Here is a 25,658-nt window from a genome sequence, read left to right on the forward strand (position 1 = left end):
AAATCAAGAGGGGGAGAGACAGCATGAATACGGCGGCAGTAGGAACACTTTATGGCGTAGGCGTGGGGCCGGGTGATCCCGAGCTGATCACGGTCAAGGCGTACCGGATGATTCAGGAATGTGCAGTTGTGGCATATCCGAAAAAGCGCCGGGGAGGCAAATCGTATGCTCACGAGATTGTGGAATTATACGTTAACCCGGAGGAAAAGGAGATGTTGGGACTCATTTTTCCAATGACCAAAGACCCGGTTGTACTGGAGCGGGAGTGGAACAAAACGGTAGTTGCTTGCTGGGAAGCTCTGAGTCAAGGAAAGGATGTAGCCTTTGTCACAGAAGGAGACCCTAATCTGTACAGTACCTTTATTCACTTGGCGCGTCTGATGAAGGATCTCCATCCCGAGGTGCCGATTGTATCTATTCCAGGCATCTCTTCTGTATTGGGAGCAGCGGCAGCGCTGGAATTGCCTTTGGCTGACGGAGATCAGCAGGTTGGTATTATTCCGGCTACGGAGGATCGCGAAGCGATGAAGCGGGCGATTGAGAATCACGATACGGTCGTGTTTATCAAGGTTGCCAAGGTACTGGATTTGATTTTGGATGCACTGGACGAGCTCAATCTTGGCGATCGTGCCTCTGTCATTACCAAAGTCACGTCTCCTTATGAAATGGTATGGCACAACGCCCGTGAGCTGCGCGGACAGGAGCTTGAATATTTGAGTTTAATGGTGGTGAGCAAATGACGTTGGAGCCAAAGGTATATATCGTAGGAGCAGGCCCTGGTGACCCGGAGTTGATTACGGTCAAAGGCTCCCGGATTCTACGTACGGCAGATGTGGTGTTGTACACGGATTCACTAGTGAACGATGAGCTGATTGCTACGGCTAAGCCCGAGGCACAGGTACTGCAAAGCTCAGGCATGGATTTGGAGCGGCAGGTCGAGATTATGAGCGAGGCTGTGCAGGCTGGGCGCAGTGTAGCCCGTGTACATACAGGTGATCCGGCAGTATACGGTGCGATTTTGGAGCAAATGGTGCTGCTGAAGCAGCGCGGAGTAGCCTACGAAATCGTACCGGGCGTCAGCTCGGTCTTTGCTTCTGCGGCCGTGCTGGGTGCAGAGCTAACCGTGCCTGACTTGACGCAGACGGTCATTCTGACGCGTGCCGAAGGCCGTACACCTGTACCGGATCGTGAAAAGCTGCGTGATCTGGCATCCCATCACTGTACAGTGGCGCTGTTCCTCAGTGCAACGCTGGCGAAGAAGGTAGTCGTTGAATTTTTGGCGGCTGGCTGGAGCGAAGACACGCCTGTAGCCGTTGTGCAGCGCGCAACTTGGCCAGACCAAAAAATCGTGCGCACGACGCTTGCCCAATTGCCAGCCGATCTGCGTGCAGCAGGCATTACGATGCATGCCATGATTTTGGCAGGGTGGGCGCTCGACCCGGGGTTAGTGGACAAGGACGCACATCGTTCCAAGCTGTATGACAAGTCGTTCACCCACGGCTACCGAAAGGGAGTGAAGCCTGGTGAGTAATCCATTTGCCGCTGTGGCGATCACGAAGCATGGAGTCGAGATGGTCCGCAATTTGGGAGCCAGCTTTCCGGGTACGGATGTGTATTACATGTCCAAGTTTGAGCGTGGAGACGAGCAGGAGCGTGGCATTCAATTGTTCGAAGGTTCGGTCAAACTGATTTTGCCGGATTTATTTAAACAATATAACGGTATTATTTTATTTATTTCCCTCGGTGCGGTGGTTCGTATGATTGCACCGATTTTGGTGGATAAAAAGGTAGACCCAGCCGTGGTCGTCATTGATGATTGCGGAGAACATGTCATTAGCGTACTGTCTGGGCATTTGGGCGGCGCAAATGAATTGACCCGTCATGTAGCCGCTGTACTGGGGGCACGTGCGGTAATCACGACTGCATCGGACGTGCAGGGCACGATTCCAGTGGATATGTTGGGGCGGGAATTGGGTTGGGTGGTCGATAGCTTCGATAAGGCCACGCCTGTGAGCGCCGCTGTTGTGAACGAGGAGCCCGTCGTACTCATACAAGAGACAGGCGAACGGAACTGGTGGCGCTATGACAAGCCAGTACCTGCACATATCAAGGTATATGCCTCAATGGCGGAAGCGGCACAAGAACCGTTCAACGCCGCGTTGGTCGTAAGTGACCGTTTGTTGGAGCCTGAGGAAGAGGAGAGGTTTCTTTCTAATGGCGTGCTGTATCGTCCTAAAAGCTTGGTGCTTGGCATTGGCTGCAATCGGGGAACTGCATTGGAGGAGCTGGAGGCTGGGGTGCTGAACACCTTGCAAGAGCTGCGTTTGTCTGTCAAAAGCGTACGGAATATTGCTACGATTGACCTGAAAAAGGATGAAGAGGGCTTGCTCGCCCTCTGCGCCAAATACGGCTGGGAGCTGGTGACGTACACTCCGTCAGAGCTGAACACGGTGCAGCTTCCCAATCCATCGGAAACTGTCTTCAAATACACTGGCGCCTATGGGGTCAGCGAACCATCAGCCCTGTTGTCTTCCGGTGCGGACCATTGGCTGCTGGAGAAGAAAAAAAGCGGAAATATGACGTTGTCTGTAGCGCGGGTTTCCTATGACTGACGATATGAATCAGGCTATACAGCCAGACTCGTCTGCCACGGCACGCAGAAGTCGTATCGTTGTCGCCGGTACGGGCAGCGGCGCGGGCAAAACGACTGTGACTCTCGGGCTGATGAAGGCGTTCGCCGACAGCGGCCTGCGAGTGCAGGGGTTTAAGTGCGGTCCGGATTATATTGATCCGACCTATCATACGGCCGCGACCGGAACGCCTTCCCGTAATCTCGATTCCTGGATGACCTCGCCGGATACGGTGCGTGAAACTTTTATCCGCGCATCCGAAGGCGCAGATATCTCCGTGATTGAAGGCGTCATGGGGCTATATGACGGCAAGGACCCGCTCAGCAATATTGGCTCGACCGCCGAAATCGCCATGCTGACGGATAGCCCGGTATTGCTGGTCGTCGATGTACGCAGCATGGCACGCAGTGCGGCCGCTATTGTGCTCGGCTTTCAGCGCTTGGAGCCCAAACTGCGCATTGCGGGCGTAATCGTAAATCGCTGCGGTAGCCAGGGGCATTACGGCATTGTCAAAAAGGCGATCGAGCAGGAGTGCGACATTCCTGTGCTCGGCTGGTTAAAGCGCGATGACGGATTGGATATTCCCGAGCGTCATCTGGGCCTGGTGCCTGCTGTAGAACGCGGCGAGCTGGAGCCGCTCTTCCAACGGGCGGCAGAGCTGATTCGCGCGGGTACGGATCTGGATGCACTGCGGGCATTGGCGGATTCGGCTCCGCCGCTCAGTCTGCCCGAGCACCCATTATTTCCTCCAGATCAGCCTCCCACAGCAGGACATGAAGTCGAGACTGGGGAACGTCCCATCATTGCTGTCGCCAGAGATGCGGCGTTCAATTTCTACTACCCCGAAAATATGGATTTGCTGCGCCAAGCGGGAGCAGAGATTGTCTATTTTAGTCCGCTGGCGGGAGAGCGCGTCCCTGAGCACGCCAACGGCCTATATCTGGGCGGCGGTTTTCCTGAGGAGTTTGCGGCAGATATCGCTGCCAATACGGGCTTTCTGCAAGATATCCGCACCGCAGTGAGCCGGGATATGCCTGTATTCGCCGAGTGCGGTGGTTATATGATACTGGCCCGGACACTTACGGATCGGGCGGGTCACGCCCATCACATGGCCGGGGTGATCCCTTCGGACGTTCGCATGCAGGAGAAGCGGGCTGCATTGGGATACCGGGAAGCAACCGCATTGCAAGATTGCTTGCTGCTGGAGGCTGGAGAGACGATTCGGGGACATGAATTTCATTATTCGGTCATGAGCTATGATGAATCTGCCGCCCCCTATCCCTTTGCCTATCAAACCAAGGGGATGCGCGGACTCCAGAGTGAAGGTTATGCCAAAGGGAACCTCTTGGCAGCCTACACACACATTCATCTCGCTTCTCTACCCAAGGCAGCAGCACGCTGGGTTGAAAAATGCCGAGCTTACGACTAAAACACAAAAAAGCCGGGTCCCTATAAGGGTCCGGCTGTTCTAAATATAAAGAGAATTAAATCTTACATAACATGGAAGCGTATACATTGTTTTTTTGGGCGATTCGCCTACATGAGCTTTTTCAGTTGGGAAATCCTTCCCTGACTCACGCCAAGCATGGAAGCGAGTTGTTTTTGTGAAGATGCTGGATGTTCTTCCATAAGCTCTCTCATTTTCTCCAAAATAACATCCGTGCGCTGATAAATCTTTTTCATATGCATATTTTGCTTCAGTGGAGGTGACTGGGTTTCAGTCGCTGTGACCGGAAGTAAATCTTCCGTTTTCATCGAGGTGGCACATGCATCGCAGATAAACTGATCTTTAAAATAGGTGTTGGTATCAACCGAACCGCAAAATATACAATTAGTTGATTTGTACTTACGGAGCATGAGTGTTTGGTCTTCAATAAAAAACTCTAATGGATCGCCGATGTCGATCTCCATCGTCATGCGCAACTCTTTAGGAAGCACAATTCGTCCCAAGCTGTCCAAGGGCCGGGTCATTCCAGTCCTTTTCATTCATGCAACCTCCCCAGTGTTTTAAGATTTATAGAATGTATAAGCTTTGAGGCAATTCTTATCAATTCTATAACCGCAAGCATAGATTTCTTACGAAAAGCGGCCCTTCATTGCTATTCATGCATGGACGCACTTTTTTTCTTACGAGTATACCATAAACGGGCGGAATCGCCAGCGTTCATGTTTATAAATTTATAATTAGTTTATTCCGAGCGAACATATATGCTATAATCTTCTGCTAAAGGATTTAATAGGCCGTCTGTAGAATTATTTATATATGCCGTAGCTTGGACAACGATGGCGGTGTTATGGGAAATAGATGAGGGCCAAAGGATTTTTTCAGAGCGTTTTGACCCCACAAACAAGAGACCGTTGGTACGGGACCCGCCTTTAAAGTCCTTATATACAAGTCAGGCAAGGAGGATTTATGATGGAAAAAAGAAAAGCATTGCTGCTAGGAGATTATTCATATCCGGAGTTTCACCCGCTACAAGGGGTGGACGAAGAGATTAGTCATATTTTACAAGATTGGATGACGGTTCAATGCAGTGAGAATCGTAAAATGCTGCTCAAGGAAAATCTAGCTTCATTTGATCTATGCATCTCGTATTGTGATAGCCGTAAGGAGGTTCTGTCTCCTCAACAAACAGCAGGACTGCTGTCCTACGTCAGCGGCGGAGGTGGACTGCTTGTGCTGCATAACGGAATCACATTGCAAGGACGTTATGAAATTGCACAGCTCATGGGAGCACGTTTCCTGCGGCATCCGTCAGCGGAGCAGCTTTCCTTCAAGGTAACAGAGCCGGATCATCCGATTATGGAAGGGATCGAGCCGTTCGAGATTCAGGAGGAGCCGTATCGTTTTGATTTTGATCCATTCACTAAAAAAACACTGTTGATGGAATACGAGTATGAAGGTCAGTGGTGGCCAGCTGCATGGTCATTGTCCTATGGCTTGGGCAGAGTCGTCTACCTGATGCCTGGACATAATCAGCCAAGTTTCCAGCACGAGGGATACCGTAAGCTACTGCTTCAGGCTGCTAAGTGGGCCGGACGCTTTCCAGGTTAAGTATAATCATTCATTCCAACCATTGTGGGGGGAGCTGCGAACTTTATGCGGCTCCCCTTTTCAGGTTATACTATAGGTAATCACAGGTAGGGGAGGATATATTATGAGCGATTTGTTCAAAAAAGCCATCTCATTGGGGTGGGGCCTCACCGTTGTCAGCAAAGAAAAGGTGGAGAAAGCCGTCGAGGATCTTGTAAACCGTGGAGAACTTGCGCCCTCGGAATCCAAAGCGCTGGTCGATCGTCTGATCGAACGGGGGGCAGAGGAGCAGGGACAATTCAAAACCGTGATCCGCGAGCAGGTTAGCCGCATTTTGCAGGAGCTGGAAGTACCTACCGAAAATGATGTCACAAGTTTGGAGCAGCGTGTGGCATTGTTGGAAAAAAAGGTAGCGGAGCTGGAAAAAGAAAAGGCGGCGCTTACGGGTTCGAGTGACGCTGAAGAAGCGAACCGGTTGGATTAAAATGGCCGTTCGCATGAAGCACGCCGGTCGTTACCGGGAAATTGCCATGGCGCTGGCGCGTCATGGCTTTGGCTATATGGTGGAAGAAATGGGACTGTTCCAGCTGCTATCCCTGCCCCGCAAGTGGCTAACGAGAGAAACCCCCGAGTCCAAAACCTTAGGTGAACGGATTCGGCTTGTGCTGGAGGACCTGGGGCCTGCATTCATCAAGCTTGGACAGTTGGCAAGTACACGTGCTGACCTGCTGCCAGAGCCTATTATTCGCGAACTGGTTAAGCTCCAGGATCAGGTACCGCCTTTTTCGCCTGACACGGCGCGTGGCATTCTGGAACAGGAGCTGGATACGTCATTAGAGGACATACTGGTTCGTTTTGACGATGATCCGCTGGCGGCTGCTTCGATCGGGCAAGTGCATCTGGGCAAGCTGCACAGCGGCGAAATGGTCGCGATTAAAATCCAGCGTCCAGGCGTTAATCGCATCATTCGGCGGGATTTGGACATTTTACGGGAACTGACCGCAATGGCAGCCAAGCGCTGGGAATGGGTGGAGCGTTATCAGCTTCGCCAGATGGTAGAAGAGCTGGGGAGATCGCTCATTCAGGAGCTGGATTACAACCATGAAGCTCGTAATACGGAAAAGATTGCGCTCCAGTTTGAGCAGGACCCACATATCTATATTCCGAAAATATACTGGGACCATACTTCCTCACGTATATTGACCATGGAGTTTCTGGACGGAACTCACTTAGGGAGTCGTGAAGAGTTATTGCGCCGTGGTTATAACTTGAAAGAACTGGCGCAGCGGCTGGTCAACAGCATGCTGCATCAAATTTTTATAGAGGGCTTTTTTCATGCCGATCCCCATCCGGGGAATTTGCTCGTCCTGAATAATGGAAGCCTCGCTTATCTGGACTTTGGCATGGCGGGAAGGCTAAGCGAAGAAATGAAGAATCATCTCGCTTCTCTCATGATCGCCCTGATGCGCAAAAATACCGATGCTATGGTTCGCGCCATCGAACGACTAGGGCTGGTCGAACCGGATACTGACCTGAATGCACTGCGAGCCGATCTGGACAAAATACGCGAAGATTACGCGGACGTTCCTTTCTCACAGGTCAGCATTGGCGATGCCTTGAACGACCTGTTTGGCGCAGCACAGCGCCATCGGATTGGTTTGCCATCAGACGTCCTGCTGCTGGGCAAGGCGCTGCTGACACTGGAAGGGGTCGTAGAGCATTTGGACCCTGATCTCAGCATTATTGCTTTGGCCGAGCCTTTTGGCAACAAGCTGCTGAAGGAACGCTTCAGCGGTCGCCGTATTCGGGGCAAGCTGTTGGGTGGTGCGACCGAGCTGGTGGAGACGCTGATGGAACTGCCGAGACAGACGAGGCATTTGACCTCAATTATCAGCAAGGGCAAGCTAAAACTGGAAGTTACCGTACCAGAGCTGGAACAGCTTTTGCGCAAGCTGGATCAGATCAGCAATCGCCTGTCATTCAGTATTGTGCTGTTAGCATTCAGCATTATTATGGTCGGGCTGATTATCGGTTCATCACTAAATCATCAGGCGACCATGCTGTGGAACGTACCTGCGATTGAAATTGGTTTTGTTGTAGCGCTCTTGATGGTTGCCTTTTTACTATATTCTATTTTTAAATCAGGAAGATTCTAGATATCAACAACAAAGGAGGCGTCATGGACACTCATAAGATGAACACTGTCTCAATGAATACTCTTCAAATTACAGATGTACCGTGGCACCGCCTGACTACTCCTTATGGTAGGGGCACGGAATTGCCGCAATTGATATCCAATAGGGAGTATGCAGCCATCGCTGATCTGATAGAGCATCAAGGTACATTGTGGCAGGTTACCCCATGGGCGCTACTATTCTTATTGCGGAATATGCATGCGAGAAGCCCGGAGGATATCACGCTGAGTGAGTTGGATTTGTACCATACGGTTGTTCAAGCATTGGACATGGAAAATCTACAAGCGGACTCACAGAAGTCTGTAGAATCCTTGACTATGCTGCTAGAAGAAAAATATTTATGGCCAGTAGACAGCGCTCCAGAAGATGATGAAGTGGAGTGGGAAGAGGAAGAAGCACGTGGCTATGATCCGGTAGCTTTTTGGAGCTATTATGTCTATAGCTGTCGGTTACTAAAGCAAGCGCTGCCTGATTTTGAGAGTTTGCTCCAGCGCTATGCGGACTCAGAGATTGCTGAATCCCTATCAGAGCTTGTGCAGCAATTACGAAAATTTTAAATATAAGAAAACGAATTAGATAAAGAAAACGGGCGCTATTTCAAGTAAATAGACGTTTTCATTCTGTAAACAGCCTTTTAACTCATTCGTCTCTGCGAATCCCTTGCGTTATAATGATGGACTGGATGTAACGGAAGGGGTTCGTTTGAGAGAGACGAGCTGAATGATAGGAGAGCTATAGCGATTGACCGCTGGACGGATGCCCAAAGCAAGATCGGGTTGCGGGTCAAAATGCTGTTCTCTGTGAATATAGGAGGCTGGAACGAAACAGTATGAATCTTAGACAACAATGGTTCGGTAATATCCGGGCTGATATACTTGCGGGCATGACCGTGGCGCTGGCATTGATTCCAGAGGCGATTGCCTTCTCCATCATTGCAGGTGTCAACCCTATGGTCGGACTGTATGCCTCCATCTCGATGGCGATTGTCATTTCTTTTGCAGGTGGACGTCCGGCGATGATCTCGGCAGCAACCGGGGCTGTAGCTGTACTGGTTGTGGGTCTGGTCAAAGATTATGGCGTGGAGTATTTGTTTGCAGCTACCATTTTGGCTGGGATCATTCAGGTACTGCTGGGTGTTTTGAGAATTGGTCGCTTTATAAGCTTTATTTCGCAGCCGGTCATGACCGGGTTTGTGAATGCGCTGGCGATCCTCGTCTTTATGGCGCAGCTCACCCACTTTCATGGGGCGAATTGGATCATGTACGCGATGGTAGCGGGGACATTGCTCATTGTGTATATTTTACCGAGATTTGTGAAAAGCATTCCCGCTCCATTGACAGCAATTATTATCATGACGATCATTACGTATGTTTTTGGATTGAATGTCAAAACGGTAGGAGATATCGGTACGCTAACCAGCTCACTGCCTTCATTCCATTTGCCGCAAATTGAGTGGTCGTGGCACACGTTGCGGATATTGCTGCCATATTCCTTTACGATGGCGCTGGTTGGACTGCTGGAATCACTGCTGACAGCCAGTATTTTGGATGAAATGACCGAAACGAAAAGCAATAAAAACCGGGAAGCCCGTGGGCAAGGGATTGCCAACTTTGTAAATGGCTTTTTTGGGGGTATGGGTGGCTGTGCCATGATCGGACAATCCGTCATTAATGTAAGCTCAGGCGGAAGAGGACGACTGTCCACTTTCACGGCGGGGGTGTTCTTGGCTTTTCTGCTGCTCGTGCTTGGCGGTGTTGTAAAGGAAGTACCTATGGGCGCATTGGTGGGCGTCATGTTCATGGTGTGTATCGGAACCGTGGATTGGAAGTCGCTCCGAAACATCGCCAAGGTTCCCAAAGCAGATACGTTTATTATGGTGGTCACGGTCATCATCGTGGTGGCTACGCACGATTTGTCCAAGGGCGTGATCGTAGGCGTACTGTTGAGTGCCCTGCATTTTGGCTGGAAAATGGCTAAAATCCGTATCAGTGCGACTGAGGATCAGGAAGCAAAGGTGTACCATGTCAGAGGGCCGATGTTTTTCGCCTCAACGACTCATTTTGTCGATCATTTCGAACCTTCGGATGATCCGGAGCGCGTTGTAGTGGACTTTAGCCATTCACATGTGTGGGACCACTCGGCGGTTACTGCCATTGGCAAGGTGCTGCAAAAATACAGAAACGCAGGTAAATCTATTACCTTACAAGGGTTAAATGAGGAAAGCCGTTTAATTGTGGAAAAGCTCGGTGGTCCTGTAGTTACAGAGCCGATCGTGTGATGAATCGTATAGCATAAAGCAAAGCCTAAAATGGAATTCATCCATTTTGGGCTTTTTTTATTTATTTCTGAAATGAAATAAGGTTTTCTTTCTTAATCATAGATAAATATGACAAATTTTCAGCAAAGTATTGACGTAATAAATGGGCAGGAATACAATCATTGTTATTAAGCATAGCAAATACATAGGAATAATTGAAAATTGAAAGGTATGTACATATGAACTTAGACTGGGAGTTTATTGTAGAAAGCTTGCCGCTATATGGAGAAGCCATGTGGCTGACGTTGAAGATTGCCTTTTTTGCTATTCTGTTTTCACTAGTCGTCGGTTTGCTGTGCAGCATAGTGCTGTATTACAGGGTGAGAGGAATTAGTGGAATTATTGTAGCCTATATCGAGCTTTCCCGAAATACGCCGCTGCTTGTACAGTTATATTTTCTGTACTACGGGTTTACGAAGATAGGTCTGCATATGAGCGAAATGACGTGTGCTATTGTCGGCATGACCTTTTTGGGCGGGGGCTATATGGCTGAGGCGTTCCGTGGTGGAATCGAAGCTGTGAGTAAAACCCAAACGGAATCCGGGCTGAGTCTCGGACTGTCCAAGATACAACTGGCGAGATATGTTATTTTGCCGCAGGCATTTGCCATCAGTATTCCGTCTTTGGGAGCCAATGCAATCTTTCTGCTCAAGGAAACTTCCATTGTGGGTGCCATTGCTTTACTAGATCTGATGAATGTGGCAAAGGACCTGATCGGTATGTACTACAAAACGACAGAATCGTTGATTCTGCTGGTATTGGCATATCTCGTTCTGCTTTTACCTTTGTCGATGCTGCTGACGTGGGTGGAAAGGAAGGTGCGATATGCTGAGTTCGGGGATTAATGTGCTTTTTGAAGGTTCGAATTTTGAGCGTCTGTTAGGGGGATTGCTGGTTACGCTGGAAATTGCAGTACTCTCCATTATTATCGGTACGCTGCTAGGCATTTTGATGGGTCTGCTACGCACTTTACAATCAAGACCAATTCGATTTGTGCTGAAATTATATTTGGAGACATTTCGCATTATTCCGATTTTAGTGTGGTTGTATGTCGTGTATTTTGGATTTACGCCTTTGCTGAATGTGAATATCAGCGGGGAACTAACGGCCGTTATCGTATTCAGTCTGTGGGGAGCAGCCGAGATTGGTGACATCGTACGTGGTGCGCTGGAATCACTGCCTAAGCATCAGGTGGAATCCGGGCAGGCATTAGGGCTAACCTATTGGCAATTATACCGTCATGTGCTCATTCCCCAAGCGGTGCGCCGAATGCTTCCGGGTTCTATTAATCTGGCGACACGGATGATCAAAACCACGTCACTCGTGGTACTGATCGGTGTAGTGGAAGTGGTCAAGGTTGGGCAGCAGATTATTGAGCTTGGTGTAATCAAAGCGCCTTCGGCATCCTTTTGGGTGTATGGCTTTATTTTTATATTGTATTTTCTCGTATGTTATCCGTTATCCAGACTTTCCAAAAGATTTGAACGCAGATGGCAAAATTAGCAGGATGGGGTGGTGTCATGGAAGAGGCTGTGGAGGTTTTATTGGAAATTCGAGGGCTGGACAAAAGCTTCGGCGACCGAAAAGTGCTGCAGCAGATTAGTCTGGACGTAAGGAAAGGGGAAGTCGTGGTCATTCTCGGTCCTTCGGGATGTGGAAAAAGCACGCTTCTTCGGTGCCTCAATGGTCTGGAGCCAGTCCAGGGCGGAGATATCCGTTATAGAGGACAGGATTTGACAGATACAAAAGTGAATTGGCGTGAGGTGCGGCAGCATATCGGAATGGTGTTCCAAAACTATGAGCTGTTTCCGCATATGACCGTCTTGGAAAATATATTGCTTGGCCCGCTTAAAGTTCAGCGGCGAAACAAGCAGGAGGCGCTTGCGCAAGCGGAGCAGCTCTTGGAGCGAGTCGGTCTGCTGGATCGCAAGGATGCGTATCCGCGACAATTATCAGGCGGGCAAAAGCAACGGATTGCGATTGTGCGCGCCCTGTGTATGAATCCTGAAATTATGCTTTTTGATGAGGTCACCGCATCCTTGGACCCGGAAATGGTCAGAGAGGTGCTGGATGTCATGCGTGAGCTGGCCCAACAGGGCATGACGATGATTATCGTGACGCATGAGATGGGGTTTGCCAAGTCGGTAGGAGATCGTATCGTTTTTATGGATCAAGGACAGATATGTGAAATGACTACACCACAGCAATTTTTTACCCAACCGGAAACAGAGCGTGCCCAGCACTTTCTGGATATATTTCAGTACGAAACGATATGAGCATTTTGCATCAATCCCATGAGCGACTTCCAATCACAATATAGAGATTGAAATGTTTCTATTGGTCTCTATATTGCACCCAGAAGCGAAAGAAACCGAATGATGCAAAATGCTGACAAATAAGGGGATGAATACAGATGAGAAAAGGAATGAAGTTCACAACGTTATTACTGGCTTTGAGCTTGCTGATTGTCGGCTTGGCAGGATGTGCAGGGGCTGGCAATACCAACGGTAGTTCAGGCTCGGCTAAATTTGCTTCAATTGAGGACATTAAAAAGAATGGCAAGATTCGAATCGGTGTATTTGCGGATAAGCCGCCTTTTGGCTACGTAGATTCAGAAGGGAAAAATCAAGGCTTTGATGTGTATATTGCGAAACGGTTTGCCAAAGACCTCTTGGGCGACGAGTCGAAGGTGGAGTTCGTTCTGGTGGATGCCGCCAGCCGGGTTGCCTATTTGGAATCCAACAAGGTAGATATCATCATGGCTAACTTTACTGTGACCGATGAACGTAAAGAAAAAGTCGATTTTGCTAACCCGTACATGAAATTATCCTTTGGCATTGTGTCACCCGACAGTGCTCCCATCACCACGATTGACCAATTGAAGGGCTCGGATCAAAAGCTGATTGTTGCCAAGGGAACGACAGCAGAGACCTATTTTACGAAAAATTATCCTGACATCAAGCTGCTCAAATTCGATCAATACACCGAAATCTTCTCGGCTCTCAAAGACAAACGCGGTGCCGCCATTGCGAACGATAATACAGAGCTGATCGCTTGGGCCAAGGCCAATCCCGGCTTTACCGTAAGCATTCCAGCCTTCGGTGGTCAAGATACGATTGCCCCTGCAGTAGCGAAGGGAAATAAGGAACTGTTGGATTGGATCAACAACGAACTGGCTACGTTGGGTAAAGAAAATTTTGTCCATCAAGCCTATAAGGACACACTGACCTCCGTTTACGGAGAAGGCTTTACGGATCAATTGGTTGTGGAGGGCGGCAAGGTGAATTAATCATCGTATAAGTTGCTATTAAGCATAAAGAAGCGTTGGGCTTGCTGTCCCGACGCTTCTTGCATATGAGGAAAGGGAGATTTGCAAGTTCTTAATCGAGATAATACTTCCCCAAAATCTCTTGCATGCTCGTAAATTTCATTATATAATTTTAAATGATTATGATTCTCATTATCATTTAAGTCTTTAGGCGCAGACTCCCAATATGAGCCTAAGTGAATAGGATGGTGCTTTACACATGGCTAAAACGGATGTGGCTACTGCCAGAAGACAGCTCAGCAGTCCGAACAAGGTAACGCGCAAACGGGCTTTGAGAACGATCAAAGCTGCGAAGCGCGCGAAGTAACAAGCTTCAAGTTAACTGCAAATGGCAATACCAGTGTCAAATTTTTTAGTCTCCTCATTTTGATATTGCACCTGCCTTCCTGATGGTGGTACACAGGAAGGCAGGTGTCTTTTTTTATTTCTTTTGTGCAAACAGCCATTCAATCATATCCTGATTTTGTAAAGCCGGAACCCAGGAGAAGTGTCCTGTAGGTTTGATAATCCCTGCTTCGTATTCAGTGAAGTGAATGAGGTTTCCGTTCTGTGCTTTGATAGCAGCAACCATTTCTTCTGAGTTCTTAGGACTTACTGTCGTATCGTCCACCGCATGGAAGGCCCAAATAGGAACGTTCTTCAATACTTCAACGTGTGCAGGGTCAACAGGGGCATACATGTTAACAGCCTTTTCATAGTTGGTCAGTCCGGCAATCGGTACGCCAGCAGCGAACAGATCAAGATTTTTTTCTAACAATCTCCATGTACCCATGGCTCCTTGAGAAATACCTACGATATAGATGCGGTTGGTGTCGATCGGATATTTCAAGGCCGTTTCACGTACCAAATCGGCAACAGCACTGTTGCGCGGTTCATCTGCCCAAATAAATTTATGCTCTAGGTCAATCGGGCTTTGAGGAGCGATGACGAAGGATGGGTGCTTGGCTTGCTGCTCAGGAGAAGCCCAAGTAACGGCCCCGGCATTCGCTAACAGGTTAACCCCGTTTCCGTCACCACGTTCGCCGTTGCCATGTAGAAACACAACCAGCGGATAGGTTTTGCCAGGTTCTACTTTAGGCTCAAACGTAAAGTAGTTCAGTTTGAAGCCGGCTTTATTTTCAAAAGTGTTTTTTTGAAAATCATCTACGATGGGTGTCACTTTATCGGTTGCTTTTACAGGCTGTGCAGTCGCTGGAACGACTGTTTTCTTCGAAGTTGCAATATCTTTCTTTTGGCTAATGTAATAGTTCAGCGGATTAATACGATTGACTGCGCTTGTCGAATCGTAAGTAAGGGTGCTTGCATTTTTATCCTGTGTATCCAGCTCGATCACGACATATTTGCCATAAGTGCTGCGGTTGGTGATGGCACCAGTATCATTGGTGTATACACCAGTCACAGTTCTGTCTGCGTATACATCATTAAGCACAGATTGAACCTGAAAACTGGAAGTGGACAGGGATGATCCGTCAATATTGGTGCTGTACTTCAGTACAACGGCAGTAACAACCTCACCCAGAGGCTGTACCTCAGTAAGCACGGTTGCCTGTGGTGCTGGAACATCGGCTGCTGCGGCAGAGCTGGAGGATGGATAAAAGATCGTAAGCAGGAGCACGAAAGATAGTAGAACAAGGGCGAAACGTCTTCTTTGCATAAGATAATCTCCTTTGGCGTTTTTATAAAGCGCTTACTATATGCTCAGGATGCTTGACTGTATGCTGTGGAACTCATACAAATCAAAAAAAGGCAAACTCCGGGTACACAAGTGTACTCGGGTTTTGCCTTTTCAGTAACAATCCCAATTGAAGGATAGCATCCTCATTGGAATCTGACAAGTGAAAGCGCTACAATTTTGGATGGTTTTATAAAAAATTTTCCTTCTCAACCGGGATGCGATGGTATATAATCTCCTTAACTTAACACCGTTAACTTATATAACGACGTTAACAAGGGAGATGAAATCATGAACCAATATGATGTTATTGTCATTGGTGCTGGGCTGGGTGGTTTGTCTTGTGCAGCCAGACTTTCTGCGTTGGGTTACCGGACAGCTGTGTTTGAAAGTCATACTTTGGCTGGCGGCTTTGCTACTGAATTCACACGAAAGGGATATACCTTTGATGTCTCCTTGCACGGCGTCGGCGGACTCGAAGAAGGCAGCTTCGGTCGGATGTTAAAGGACTGCCATGTGGACCAGCAAATCGTTCCTCTCCGTAAAAAGCACCCTTACTCCATTCGCTGGGAAGGGCAGATCATTGATATCCCATCTGATGTGCAGGAGTATGTGCAACTCCTCAAAGGCATGTTTCCTGCTGAGGTAGCAGCCATTGACAAGCTATTCGCGGGCATTCGCCGTTTTGAGACAGGCTTTACCGCTTTTTCTTCCCTTACTTCCTGGCGTAAGCTGGCGGGTCTGTTCAAAGCAGGCACCTTCTTCCGCTGGACGAAAATGACCACCTGGGAGGCTGTAAGTCAGTTTGGCTTGTCTGACCGATTCACGGAGTTCTTCACTGCACTCTGGCCCTATTATGGGCTGCCCCCGAAGCGGTTGGCGGCTTTGTACTTTTTTATTCCCTGGATCGGCTATCATCTGGAGGGGACGTACTACATTCAGGGAGGTGCACAGGCCTTGTCCAATGCGCTGGTCGAAGCTATTCAATCAGTTGGAGGAGAAGTTCACCTGCGCAGTCAGGTGTCTGAAATTATACTTGAACGCGGTAAGGCAGCTGGTGTACGTCTGAAAAAAGGGGATGTATATAAAGCCAACTGGGTTGTGTCTGGGATCAGTCCTCATCATACCTATGGCCGTCTGCTGGAGAGTCACAATGCCGCCCGTCGCGAGACGGATGCTGTAACCAGACTGGAAACTGGTACGTCTCTCACTCAGCTGTACCTAGGGCTATCATGCGAGCCTTATGAGCTTGGGATCAGCGAAGAAGACTTAATCCTGTGTAACGAGCCGGATTCGGAGACGGATTATGAAGTCATGATGAGCGGCCAGTATATGAAAGGCAACTGGATGCTCACAAATTATAACGCCATGGATCCTACACTCAATGAAGCGGGAAAGGGTGTCATCGCTGTTACATTTTTGGACAGATTGGAGAACTGGCCTAGTGCACGTCCCGAATATAAAGCCAAAAAGAAAGCAGTAACACAGCAGATACTGGAATGTCTTGAACAGCTATATCCTGGTTTTAGCAGCAAAGTCGTGGTGGCAGAGTTGGGCACACCACGCACCATGCAGCGGTATACTGCTAATCCCGGCGGAGCCGTTTATGGCTATGCACAAACGGTCCGGCAGTCCGGCATAAACAGACTGAAGCGCAAATCAGCAGTGAACCGCCTGTCATTGGTAGGAGCCTGGACACAGCCTGGGGGCGGGTTTCAAGGAGCTATGAACTCGGGTATAATGGAAGCTGATCGTATCGCCGCCAAATTGAGATAGGCAGAAAGGGCACGTATATCTATTCATGAAACATATCAAACGCCGAGAACGTGAAAGCAGTGAGATTCGCCGCAAAATCATTGAGGCCGCTCGATCGCTCTTCTTGAACCAAGGGTATGCTGAGGTCTCTATGCGTAGAATTGCGGATCAGATCGAATATTCACCAACGACTATTTATCATTATTTCTCCAATAAGGAAGCGGTTGTCCGTGAACTGCTGTTAGAAGGGAATGCTTTGTTCCTGAAGGCTCTTCAGCAGCGCGTGGATGAAGCACAGGCAGCCGGACTGAACGCTCTGGACACACTGAAAACAGTGTCCGATGCTTATGTCCGTTTTGGCATGGCTAATCCCGAATACTACAACATCCTGTTTATCAGCAACCTTGAATCTGTAAGCTCGGTTACCCTTATAGACAGTGGGAGTTTTAAAGGGTTTGAGTTGCTTGAGGGCGGACTCAAAGCCGCTATGGAGGAAGGCTGCATCATTCAAGGAGATGAGCGCCTGATGGCTAGATCCGTATGGAGTATGCTGCACGGATTGACTTCTTTGCTCCTGAATTTTGAACTTCCTATGGCAAAATCAAATGATGAATTGATTTCATTTACTATAGATACTTTTATTCGGGGAATAAGCCGCTGATGAAGCGGCTTATTTTTTTATCCTTCTCCCCCTGTGTATGCAAGTCTGCATACGTCGATTCCAGTGTCAACGAAGTTCCAAATGTGAAAGCTGCTCAAGCACGGCTTCAATGCGACGTTTATCTTTTTTGAGCATCACGAGCTGTAAAGAAGCATGAAGCAGATTTGAGATGCTAGCCCAAGCGTCTGCTTCTAGAGTGGGCAGAAGATCGCGCTGAATCATGATATTCAGCGCCTCGGTTGCAATTTTCTGATGAAGCTCGCTACCGGATAGCCACTCAATCACCTGCTCATCTGTAGGACGTGAGTAGGCGAAAAGTACTGCCCAGCCATCAACCGGATGATTGACCTTATCTCGCATCCAGTCAATGACCTGGGGGGAATGAAAATGCTGTAACTGACCGCTAACGGTGTATCCTTCTAATTTGCCATCCTTCGCCCTATGCTGTATCAGATCATTGTAAACTTTTGTAAGCCCTTCCTGCTCGGGCAGGCAGCGGGCGGATAGATAGGCACGTGTCGAGATAAATGCGGCCCTAGCATGTGTGTTATTTGAAGCGGGAGGTCTCCATGCTTGCGCGGTATCCGTGTCCGGCTCCCATAAGGAGCGAACCCAATCAGCAGCCCCAATACCTGCGGTCTCCCCAACGAAAAATGCCCATGTAGCGAATTGGGCTGGGTTACACTGAATGCGCTGCTCCCAGGCAAGAAAAATATCCTTTGGATCATAGGCCTGGAAAGCCTGCAGTACAGCAGGATGATCTACGCCATGCATGGTGGTGTAGTGGATCAGTGTATCCAACGACCGGGCATCCTCCAGTTTCATCGTGCAGAACATATCCAACCAGCGTTGCCACAGCTGCAGCGACGGGCTATTTAGCTGAATACCATGCTCGTCTAACACGTTAGACCAGTCCCACAGCCATAGTCCGTGCAAGGTAAGCATGGTTTCTATATAGGTAGGTAGACTTTCTGCAAGCAGCGTGAACTGGTCCAACTCATGCTCATAACAGAACACTGCTGGCTCTGTTGCGGATGTCGCTCTATCAAGCAGGATCGGATCACCAGCACCGTTATAGTTCAAAATAAGATATCGTTGTTCGTCCGCTGCTGAGTCGGTATCTTCTCCATAGGATGTAAAATAGCCAATATCCTCATAATTCCAGCCAAATTCTCCTGTAATATCGTCAAGGTTAGTCGGTTCTTGTTCAAGGTCATGGCTGCCTTCATATGAATACTCTGATTCATCGACTACAACACAGTGTTGAGGGAGGCACCATAGCAGATGTAAGCTGCCACACCGCTTTAATAATTCAGACAGGGAGGCAGGCAAAGTGATCTGGAGCCGTTCCTCCAGCACAGTCAGTTCCTCTTCGGTAATCCCCTTCGTGCATTGGTATGCCACGTCAGGCATTCCACCTTGTCTCAGACGATCAGCGATTTCTCCCAGCTTTTCTAAGGTATATGCAAAATGTACTGTCATTCGTATTCGTCCTCCTCTTACTCTACAACTCGGCAATGCTCTTTTTGCAAGAATGATAGAATTTCATCATGAAGTGCTATCGCCTTGGGTTCATAAATGATCGCCACTTCGCGTCCATATGCATAGTTGAAGCGCACATATCCGCCAAGAAGCTGGAAAAAAGCCATGCAGGTATGCTCGTTTTCGATCCATAGGTTTGTGTCAAAATGCTGTTTAAACCGCTGAGCCAATACTTGTATAGATGCCGGAGCTATTTCCGGAATTTGATCATTCGGATTGGCTGGATCGTAAGCTTTTGCCGTATCCGGGGGATTAAATAGTAGGAATGTCGCGGTTCTGTCCAGACTGACAGGTTCGAAATAACGGGGGAATGGCTCTGTTTTTCCGAATTCATCCCGTAGTATATGCTCCAGCGTATCTGTAAATGGGGTTTGAACATCTAATGGCTTCATAGTAATGACTTTCGAATGTCGCGGTAGCCAAAGCAAGCCTTCGACCTGAGGATGCACCGCTAGAAAATCACCATCTATGGAGCTGCCGATGACCACGCACTCGCCCAGCTGTTGCGCGGTGATCGGACAGTTATCATCATGCGTCCACAGTTCGTAATCTGCATAGGATTGCAAAAGTTGAGGATCAGGCGGTTCAATCACCAGCAGGCCGCAATAGGTGCCTGGCCCGTATTGGGTGAGAAATGAAGCATAGGGAGTTGGTAAAGTTATGCCATGGGTATGTTCGAAATTTGTCATTTCATCGGCAGCCACTGGCGTGTGTCGTGTGGAAACCCAATACATGAAGAATACACCTGCTTTCCGGCACTCTATCTATAGGGATGGAGCCCAAATGTAAATGAGAGATATGCTATAATCAGGAAATAAAATAGTTAAATATTAGTCTATCTCAATTATGTAAGAACTACAATTTGTGAGGGTACGAAAGGGGAACACATCGTATGACATCGGGGGTACAGGCCTACATAGATCCAATTTTTGAAGAGATTGACCAGAGATACGCTTCTGAGCAAAAGCGCATCGCGGAATTCAAGAACAAAAGCGTCCTTCACGAAGGGATTCATGAATACTTAAAAGTTACCTGTAAGAGAGATGGGGTATGGGTGGATACCTACGAACCGTTTGATTGGGATCATCGTAGACCAGACACAAAAATTCCTGGTTTTACGGAGGAAGTGACGCTCCAGCAGGTGCAGGATGAATGGATGCCAGTGTTCAAAGAACGGATAGCGGCTCTGTATAATTCGGAAGAATTTGGTCCTATGTTTTTTCGTTATCGGCTGGAATTTCATTTGGAGGTGGTCTTGGAGAATAAGGCCAGTCATTTTACATTCTCGCTGCTGAACGAAGATAAGCGGCAGCACCTGTTAGCCTCTATTGAACAGTTTGTGGAGCAGAAGCTCAATCCTGCCAGTAGAGCTATGCCAAAGGAAGAGGACGATTTTTTCTTAATAAGGCACTTGCTTGATCCTCATTTGTACCCTGTAGACGCCCAGCGGGTGAATGAACTGCTGAATCGAATGGATGCAAAAGCGCAGGTCAGCCGCAAGCGAGAAGAAGCATGGAGGCATCAGCTGAGCAGAGGCTTAATGCATTGGGCTGAAGATGAATTTTTGGCTAAGTATACAGATCAGGAAAAAAGGTACGGGCTTGATTATACGGTGAGACCCGATATTCTTCCTTCAGATATTCCCGCCCCGGTTATGGAGATGTTCCTGCTGACCGCGATGCGAGTGGGTCTGACCGATGCCGATGCACGGCAGAAGTATTTGGAGATTGCTGCACAACTGGGCTCAGAGCAGGCTGTTCAGTGGCTTAAGAGCGGATCAGGCAGCATTCCAGCGTCATATACAAGCGAGCGTGTCACCTGCCAAGCGAATGATATTTTGCAAACACTAGAGGTTCAGATTCGTTCTGAGGAAGAAGAGAGCTACAGAGAAGCACTCATATATCTATGTGATATATTACGGAAAGGCTTTACTAAGGAATATGGGATGAAGTTTAAAAGCAAAGTGAAAAACTATCTACCCGTACCCAAGTTGGCCAAATCTGCATTACATCGTTTCTTTGCCAATGCACTTGAATACCCTTCGCTGCTTCCGTTGCTGGCGGAATATGCCGAGACCGTGATGGAAGAATTCAAGTGGTACAACGATGTAGAGCCGGGGGAGAAGTCGGCGATGCCAGGAACCTATGCGGTGATGGGATTAGGACTTAAAGGAACGGAGTATTTTTCGCTGGTGAATCGTTATATGAAGCTGGTAGACAGTGAGCATCAGTCGGTACAGGACGGTTACGCTGCTGTATTTGCTGAGGCGCATGGACTGACACCGGATACGATCCCCGTTTGGGCGAGGATTCTTTTGGCAGGTAATGATTCCGCCAAACCACTAAAATCGGCTGGCATTGAAAGTGTGGAGCAGGCACAGGCGTTAGTAGATGTGCTTCTACAACTGGAAGACTACGAACAAGAGATGCTCGTTTATCGTATATGGGGTGGCGCGAAGAAACTAAAAAACAGCCTGAAGCAGGCTGTCCCTGAGGTAAAAGAGTTACTGGAGCCGCTTATTCCATAAAAGCATCGTATTCTTGATCATATCGCAGTCCCTGCGCAATGTGTTGAATATCTGGCTCGCTTCCACTGCGGCGTAGCACTTCAATAACATCCTGTACAGTCGCCATTTCCAGCCAAGATTGCACGTGATGGTCTGGGAAACGGCCTAGATCAGTGCTTCTAGGCTGTCAAAAGTTTGTATACTCATGTTTGGTAATGCTCTCCCTTAGACGCTTGTTTATGCTGTAGCTTTTGTAATATTTTTAAAATGGCCTGGCGATTTTTAGCATCCTTAATGTATTTGGGAATGGAATGGGAAGCCGTACGCATCATACCGGATGAGGGTTTTTCTCGCAACTCGGCAGAGATATAGGAGAGCAGGTAATTCAGGTGTATCCGGTTAAGAGCCCAGACTGGTTTCCCCCGATAGTAATCAAGGAAGTACAGCTGGAGCTGGAAAATAGGATCTTTCCCATTTTGGATCACGTCCGTATGCCATTCACGTGACTGCATACGATGCACCGGAACCTGATTACGTGTCTCGCAATGCGGACAGTGTATATTTGTATTTTTGTGAGTAACCGTTCGGTCATCATGAATTTCGATATTAAAATACCGCTCACAGTGGCTGCATACGCCGCGTGCATAGAATTTATACGATTCTGGCTGCTGAAATGTGTAGTAACAATGAGAGCAACGAACAACGTAATAACAGTCTTCCTTTGATTTGGAAATAGAAGCTTGACCCTGACAGCGAGGGCAGTGGACAACTACCTGTTCTCCCCTCCAGATCACGGCGGAAAAGTCATATTTATATCCATATTCATCTTTGAAGCGTTTTTGCTCCATGTTCGTTCCTCCTTTTCGGAAAGAGCGTAAAAACGTACTTTTTATATATCATATGTTATAATATTCCTTAACAACAGAATGGCTTAGATGGGCGGTCGGCTAGTCTCCTGTGTAGGAGGTGAGGGTCCTGATTCTTTCCTTCCATAAAAAGAAATAGACCGCCCGTGGTAGGAACCGGTCTATTTCATGTACCGTAAACTTGCAGCCACCGCCCTTAAAAGCGGCTGTTGCCAAAGAGTGGGGATGTTGACGCATCTTCACTCTTTTTTAGAATATACATCTTATTCCCATTTTAACACTTGAAAAAGGCCTTTTCAATGTGCCGAAGCGTGGGAATAGGATTACGTAGTGCAAAGGAGAATGGGTATATGAGCATTTTTACAGGTTTGCAGCGTCCGCAATTCCAGGGCTACTATGATAAGGAATTTCTTATAGAGCATCGTTTTGAAAACGGTCGAGGCTTTCCGCCTTCCTATATAGATTACGTCAAAACTCTTGGCTACGGACGATTATGCAGCTTATGGAACATTCATATTCCTCTCGGTGATCACCCGGATTCATGGCTTCGTCGTTACCATGACTGGCGAGCCTGGTTTGATGATGTACTGGAATCGGAAGAGGTTTTACAAGAAGCGGCGCTGGAGCCAGACGGTTTCCCGGAATTATTGGAGCATGCTGTTCCCTTCGCTTCCAGTGGAGAGGATGACCTGCTGATCTGGGATGTTCAATCGCCTGATGAACGGGGGGAATTCCCGATTTATGCTTTAAATCTGCGCACGTGGGGCAACTTTCGGTATGCAGCCCCGGATTTGTATAGATTCGTCGAAACACTGCTGGATGGGGAGCGTGTAAAGTCGGTTTTGGGAACACATCGTACACCATTCCCTTATACATTTGAACCCTTTTAGATCGTTAAAGAGCCACCCTAGTTTTCGAAGTCTAAGGTGGCTCTTTGCGTTGCTATTCTTCTAGCTTTTATGTTTGGGCTAAATATTGCTGTACTAGCTCATATCCAGCCACGCCCATTACAGTATATTGATTATATTCTTCCAGTTCCAGATTGCGTATATATTCATCCCCGCAATACAGATGGCCCGCACAATTAAAATACTTTAGCTGCTGTTGTTCCTCGGTTAGAGGACGATGATCGATAATGGGCCATACTCCCTTCGCCAGATTTTGGGTGGCTGTGAAAATAACTTCGAATCGGCCACGGTGATTGGTGAACGGAAGATATGTGGTTTCACCCTCGTACGCTTGATTCTGACCTATGGATATAACACCAAAGGAGAATGCTTTTTTGAATCGACCATACAGCGCGCAGATCACCTGACATACCGCAAAGCGGCCGTCATGCATGGGGATAACAAAAATGTCGCCTTCCTGATGTTTGATTCTTTTCAATACCATCGTCAGGCCAGCTCTTCCTGAATGATCTCTGTTTTTAAGCCTTTAGCGCTGGTAATCGTAATGCTGATCGCATCAAAGCCATTTCGCTTTACCTCTTCAAAATCACATCGTTCGCCGCTGATCAACTCCAGCTGCCCGTTCTCATCCACATCATCCGCAAACTCGTCATCCCAATCAACATTATAAAAAGCAGTCACGGTCACCCCAAAGGTATCTTCACCATCATCGTCCAGATAAGGTAGCAGGGGAGTGCGATTGTTCTGCTGTTCTTCCGTATATACTTCACACAGCAGTGCATCGTAACCATGGCGGGTTCCATCAAAAATCACGATCTGCTCACCTGTGACTGCATCTTCTGCAATAATGAGCTGGGGTGCAAACTCCGTTACAGCGATCAGCTCGTCCATGAACTCTCCATAATAAAAAATGTGGAATTTCGTATTTCCGGCCTGTGAACGGAGCTTACCTGTCCATTCCTGCTCGACCCATGCCTCCGGGTTTTCGGGTACAACCCAACCATCCAAATAAGCGGGTCCTAATTTAACATGATGTGTTTCTGTCATCCGTAGCGCCTTCCTTTCTTTTCGTTCATTATGACATGGACAGGGTCACGATTTTGTTGTCCTCGTCAACATCTACCTTCACGTTCACTCCCAGCTTGTCCTTAAACAGCTTACTGATATTGATATAGTTATCCTTTACCGCACGGCTTGAATTACCAGTGGTGCGAGTCATCCCAGCGGTGATGATGGAGCGAACATAGGTTTGGTCGAGCTTGGCTTCAGGATTGTAAGTATAAATAACCTGCTCTTGTTGATTGTAATAATGGGTTAACTCCGTATAGTCGTTGGCGTTCTCATACTGTTTTTCCTCACGCACATAATCGGGATGGTCCATGGTGTAGTGGATTCCCCCGTCCAGAAAAGGATTATCCTTGGAGGGTCTGAGTTCATATTGTCCATATGCGAGTTGAAATAGGTATTCTATGCCTGAGCCCTCTGCTTGATAGTAGAGCTGACGATGATCCCCTTTTTTATCGATCGCGGTATAGCTGCTGATTAAAGGCCAGGTATCATACTTTTTACCCTTTACCTCAACGGCAACCTTATAATGTACGAGCACCTTTTCATTTTGGAATAACCCAAAGCTGCTCATAATGAAATACGCAGGCACACATATAATTCCGATAATCAATATGAATATAAATATTCTTACACGCATGAGTAGAGTAATTCTCCTTTGGTTGTCGATTATGTGGACAGCTCTCGTTGGGCAGATGCGCCGAATTCCTCATGTTGCAATAATTGCTTCAGCGCATGTTGTGCAAAAGGGTGGGCTTTATGTGCGCGGAGCAGTGCAAAAGCGGCCCCCTTGACTAAGATATATGTATCACTGCAGATTATGTCCAAAGCTAAACGTAGCTCTGCTTCTGAACAAGGCATCCATGCCAAAGTTTGTAAAGCTGCGTTTTGCACATCATCATCTTCATCAGGCTTGCACAGCAGCTCGCGAATTCCTCGCATGATCATCGGCTGCTGGCTCTGATCTGCATATAGTCCGATGACCTTCAGCGCTTCTATACGAAGCAGATCCTCCTCGGATGATTGCTGCGCAAGCTGCAAAAGTAATGCGGTGGTGTCCTCCACAGGCTGGGGGATCGCTGTTAATTCGCGTAGTGATACCAATCGATCTTCATACGATAGTGTAGGGAAAATAGATAAAAATGTCTTTCCCTCATCATCGGTTTGTATGGACATATA

At 47.9% G+C, this 25,658-nt stretch carries 28 protein-coding genes; 18 read left to right on the plus strand and 10 right to left on the minus strand.

Annotated elements, in window-relative coordinates:
• Positions 1-23 precede the first annotated feature (23 nt).
• The 4 genes from cobI to ACXHJ1_RS08655 are packed head-to-tail and all read left to right on the plus strand — an operon-like array spanning position 24 to position 4,059.
• Positions 24-740 (plus strand): precorrin-2 C(20)-methyltransferase, encoded by a 717-nt coding sequence (cobI, locus tag ACXHJ1_RS08640; protein ID WP_167437884.1) that lies wholly within the window; start codon positions 24-26, stop codon positions 738-740.
• Complete coding sequence (cobM, locus tag ACXHJ1_RS08645; RefSeq protein ID WP_013373518.1) at positions 737-1,531, plus strand: precorrin-4 C(11)-methyltransferase; 795 nt, start codon at positions 737-739, stop codon at positions 1,529-1,531. Before cobI ends, cobM begins: the two co-directional genes overlap by 4 nt.
• Positions 1,524-2,612, plus strand: a complete 1,089-nt coding sequence (locus tag ACXHJ1_RS08650; RefSeq protein ID WP_167437883.1) for a cobalt-precorrin 5A hydrolase — start codon at positions 1,524-1,526, stop codon at positions 2,610-2,612. The genes cobM and ACXHJ1_RS08650 overlap by 8 nt, the downstream gene beginning before the upstream one ends.
• Entirely contained in the window at positions 2,605-4,059 is a 1,455-nt protein-coding gene (locus tag ACXHJ1_RS08655; RefSeq protein WP_167437882.1) for a cobyrinate a,c-diamide synthase, read from the plus strand. The genes ACXHJ1_RS08650 and ACXHJ1_RS08655 overlap by 8 nt, the downstream gene beginning before the upstream one ends.
• Before the next feature lie 107 nt (positions 4,060-4,166).
• On the opposite strand, the gene ACXHJ1_RS08660 is transcribed toward ACXHJ1_RS08655, so the two are convergent.
• Positions 4,167-4,616 (minus strand): AbrB/MazE/SpoVT family DNA-binding domain-containing protein, encoded by a 450-nt coding sequence (locus ACXHJ1_RS08660; protein ID WP_016822806.1) that lies wholly within the window; start codon positions 4,614-4,616, stop codon positions 4,167-4,169.
• Between the two features lie 430 nt (positions 4,617-5,046).
• Here ACXHJ1_RS08660 and ACXHJ1_RS08665 point away from each other — a divergent pair, with 430 nt between their 5' ends.
• The 10 genes from ACXHJ1_RS08665 (at position 5,047) to ACXHJ1_RS08710 (ending at position 13,811) form a co-directional block, all read left to right on the plus strand.
• The gene (locus tag ACXHJ1_RS08665) at positions 5,047-5,685 is read left to right on the plus strand and encodes a ThuA domain-containing protein (protein ID WP_167437881.1); all 639 of its coding nucleotides are present in this window, start codon (positions 5,047-5,049) and stop codon (positions 5,683-5,685) included.
• Positions 5,686-5,788: 103 nt separating this feature from the next.
• On the plus strand, positions 5,789-6,148 hold the full coding sequence (locus tag ACXHJ1_RS08670) for a phasin family protein (RefSeq protein ID WP_167437880.1): 360 nt from the start codon (positions 5,789-5,791) through the stop codon (positions 6,146-6,148).
• A gap of 1 nt (position 6,149) precedes the next feature.
• The gene (locus tag ACXHJ1_RS08675; RefSeq protein WP_330720854.1) at positions 6,150-7,820 is read left to right on the plus strand and encodes an ABC1 kinase family protein; all 1,671 of its coding nucleotides are present in this window, start codon (positions 6,150-6,152) and stop codon (positions 7,818-7,820) included.
• Positions 7,821-7,843: 23 nt separating this feature from the next.
• On the plus strand, positions 7,844-8,416 hold the full coding sequence (locus tag ACXHJ1_RS08680; protein WP_090888836.1) for a hypothetical protein: 573 nt from the start codon (positions 7,844-7,846) through the stop codon (positions 8,414-8,416).
• A gap of 272 nt (positions 8,417-8,688) precedes the next feature.
• Positions 8,689-10,137, plus strand: coding sequence for a SulP family inorganic anion transporter (locus tag ACXHJ1_RS08685; protein ID WP_457905957.1), 1,449 nt, complete (start codon positions 8,689-8,691; stop codon positions 10,135-10,137).
• Positions 10,138-10,355: 218 nt separating this feature from the next.
• A complete protein-coding gene (locus ACXHJ1_RS08690; RefSeq protein ID WP_016822815.1) occupies positions 10,356-11,021 on the plus strand; it encodes an amino acid ABC transporter permease in 666 nt (221 codons plus the stop codon).
• Positions 11,002-11,679 (plus strand): amino acid ABC transporter permease, encoded by a 678-nt coding sequence (locus tag ACXHJ1_RS08695; RefSeq protein ID WP_457905958.1) that lies wholly within the window; start codon positions 11,002-11,004, stop codon positions 11,677-11,679. The genes ACXHJ1_RS08690 and ACXHJ1_RS08695 overlap by 20 nt, the downstream gene beginning before the upstream one ends.
• A 17-nt stretch (positions 11,680-11,696) precedes the next feature.
• The gene (locus tag ACXHJ1_RS08700) at positions 11,697-12,452 is read left to right on the plus strand and encodes an amino acid ABC transporter ATP-binding protein (protein WP_107733789.1); all 756 of its coding nucleotides are present in this window, start codon (positions 11,697-11,699) and stop codon (positions 12,450-12,452) included.
• A 137-nt stretch (positions 12,453-12,589) separates the two neighbouring features.
• A complete protein-coding gene (locus ACXHJ1_RS08705) occupies positions 12,590-13,465 on the plus strand; it encodes a cysteine ABC transporter substrate-binding protein (protein ID WP_017428606.1) in 876 nt (291 codons plus the stop codon).
• Between the two features lie 238 nt (positions 13,466-13,703).
• The gene (locus tag ACXHJ1_RS08710; RefSeq protein ID WP_167437879.1) at positions 13,704-13,811 is read left to right on the plus strand and encodes a putative metal homeostasis protein; all 108 of its coding nucleotides are present in this window, start codon (positions 13,704-13,706) and stop codon (positions 13,809-13,811) included.
• A gap of 114 nt (positions 13,812-13,925) precedes the next feature.
• On the opposite strand, the gene ACXHJ1_RS08715 is transcribed toward ACXHJ1_RS08710, so the two are convergent.
• Positions 13,926-15,158 carry a PHB depolymerase family esterase gene (locus tag ACXHJ1_RS08715; RefSeq protein WP_167437878.1) on the minus strand — a complete coding sequence of 411 codons (1,233 nt, stop codon included), beginning with the start codon at positions 15,156-15,158 and terminating at the stop codon, positions 13,926-13,928.
• A 309-nt stretch (positions 15,159-15,467) separates the two neighbouring features.
• Here ACXHJ1_RS08715 and ACXHJ1_RS08720 point away from each other — a divergent pair, with 309 nt between their 5' ends.
• Together ACXHJ1_RS08720 and ACXHJ1_RS08725 are read left to right on the plus strand one after the other, a co-directional pair.
• A complete protein-coding gene (locus ACXHJ1_RS08720) occupies positions 15,468-16,952 on the plus strand; it encodes a phytoene desaturase family protein (RefSeq protein WP_126666445.1) in 1,485 nt (494 codons plus the stop codon).
• A 25-nt stretch (positions 16,953-16,977) separates the two neighbouring features.
• On the plus strand, positions 16,978-17,592 hold the full coding sequence (locus ACXHJ1_RS08725; RefSeq protein ID WP_457905959.1) for a TetR/AcrR family transcriptional regulator: 615 nt from the start codon (positions 16,978-16,980) through the stop codon (positions 17,590-17,592).
• Positions 17,593-17,658: 66 nt separating this feature from the next.
• Here the strand turns inward: ACXHJ1_RS08725 and ACXHJ1_RS08730 are convergent, their stop codons facing one another.
• The gene (locus ACXHJ1_RS08730) at positions 17,659-19,074 is read right to left on the minus strand and encodes an SMI1/KNR4 family protein (RefSeq protein WP_457905960.1); all 1,416 of its coding nucleotides are present in this window, start codon (positions 19,072-19,074) and stop codon (positions 17,659-17,661) included.
• Between the two features lie 17 nt (positions 19,075-19,091).
• A complete protein-coding gene (locus ACXHJ1_RS08735) occupies positions 19,092-19,868 on the minus strand; it encodes an SMI1/KNR4 family protein (protein ID WP_457905961.1) in 777 nt (258 codons plus the stop codon).
• A gap of 158 nt (positions 19,869-20,026) precedes the next feature.
• Here ACXHJ1_RS08735 and ACXHJ1_RS08740 point away from each other — a divergent pair, with 158 nt between their 5' ends.
• The gene (locus tag ACXHJ1_RS08740) at positions 20,027-21,661 is read left to right on the plus strand and encodes a DUF6138 family protein (protein ID WP_457905962.1); all 1,635 of its coding nucleotides are present in this window, start codon (positions 20,027-20,029) and stop codon (positions 21,659-21,661) included.
• Here the strand turns inward: ACXHJ1_RS08740 and ACXHJ1_RS08745 are convergent.
• Both ACXHJ1_RS08745 and ACXHJ1_RS08750 read right to left on the minus strand, forming a co-directional pair.
• The gene (locus ACXHJ1_RS08745; RefSeq protein WP_457905963.1) at positions 21,651-21,785 is read right to left on the minus strand and encodes a hypothetical protein; all 135 of its coding nucleotides are present in this window, start codon (positions 21,783-21,785) and stop codon (positions 21,651-21,653) included. The two genes, ACXHJ1_RS08740 and ACXHJ1_RS08745, sit on opposite strands and share 11 nt — an antisense overlap.
• Positions 21,786-21,843: 58 nt before the next feature.
• Complete coding sequence (locus tag ACXHJ1_RS08750; RefSeq protein ID WP_457905964.1) at positions 21,844-22,488, minus strand: hypothetical protein; 645 nt, start codon at positions 22,486-22,488, stop codon at positions 21,844-21,846.
• Between the two features lie 368 nt (positions 22,489-22,856).
• On the opposite strand from ACXHJ1_RS08750, the gene ACXHJ1_RS08755 reads away from it, so the two are divergent.
• Positions 22,857-23,396: a hypothetical protein gene (locus ACXHJ1_RS08755; protein ID WP_457905965.1), complete on the plus strand. Its 540-nt coding sequence runs from the start codon at positions 22,857-22,859 to the stop codon at positions 23,394-23,396.
• Positions 23,397-23,463: 67 nt separating this feature from the next.
• Here the strand turns inward: ACXHJ1_RS08755 and ACXHJ1_RS08760 are convergent, their stop codons facing one another.
• From ACXHJ1_RS08760 to ACXHJ1_RS08775, 4 genes are read right to left on the minus strand one after another with little or no spacing between them, the layout of a single operon-like run.
• Positions 23,464-23,898 (minus strand): immunity 26/phosphotriesterase HocA family protein, encoded by a 435-nt coding sequence (locus tag ACXHJ1_RS08760; RefSeq protein ID WP_044786188.1) that lies wholly within the window; start codon positions 23,896-23,898, stop codon positions 23,464-23,466.
• A 2-nt stretch (positions 23,899-23,900) separates the two neighbouring features.
• On the minus strand, positions 23,901-24,461 hold the full coding sequence (locus tag ACXHJ1_RS08765; protein WP_457905966.1) for a hypothetical protein: 561 nt from the start codon (positions 24,459-24,461) through the stop codon (positions 23,901-23,903).
• 28 nt (positions 24,462-24,489) lie between these two features.
• Positions 24,490-25,119 (minus strand): hypothetical protein, encoded by a 630-nt coding sequence (locus ACXHJ1_RS08770; protein ID WP_457905967.1) that lies wholly within the window; start codon positions 25,117-25,119, stop codon positions 24,490-24,492.
• Positions 25,120-25,148: 29 nt separating this feature from the next.
• Complete coding sequence (locus tag ACXHJ1_RS08775) at positions 25,149-25,655, minus strand: HEAT repeat domain-containing protein (RefSeq protein ID WP_167437869.1); 507 nt, start codon at positions 25,653-25,655, stop codon at positions 25,149-25,151.
• Between the last annotated feature and the right edge of the window lie 3 nt (positions 25,656-25,658).

This window comes from Paenibacillus sp. ALE2, assembly GCF_054113385.1.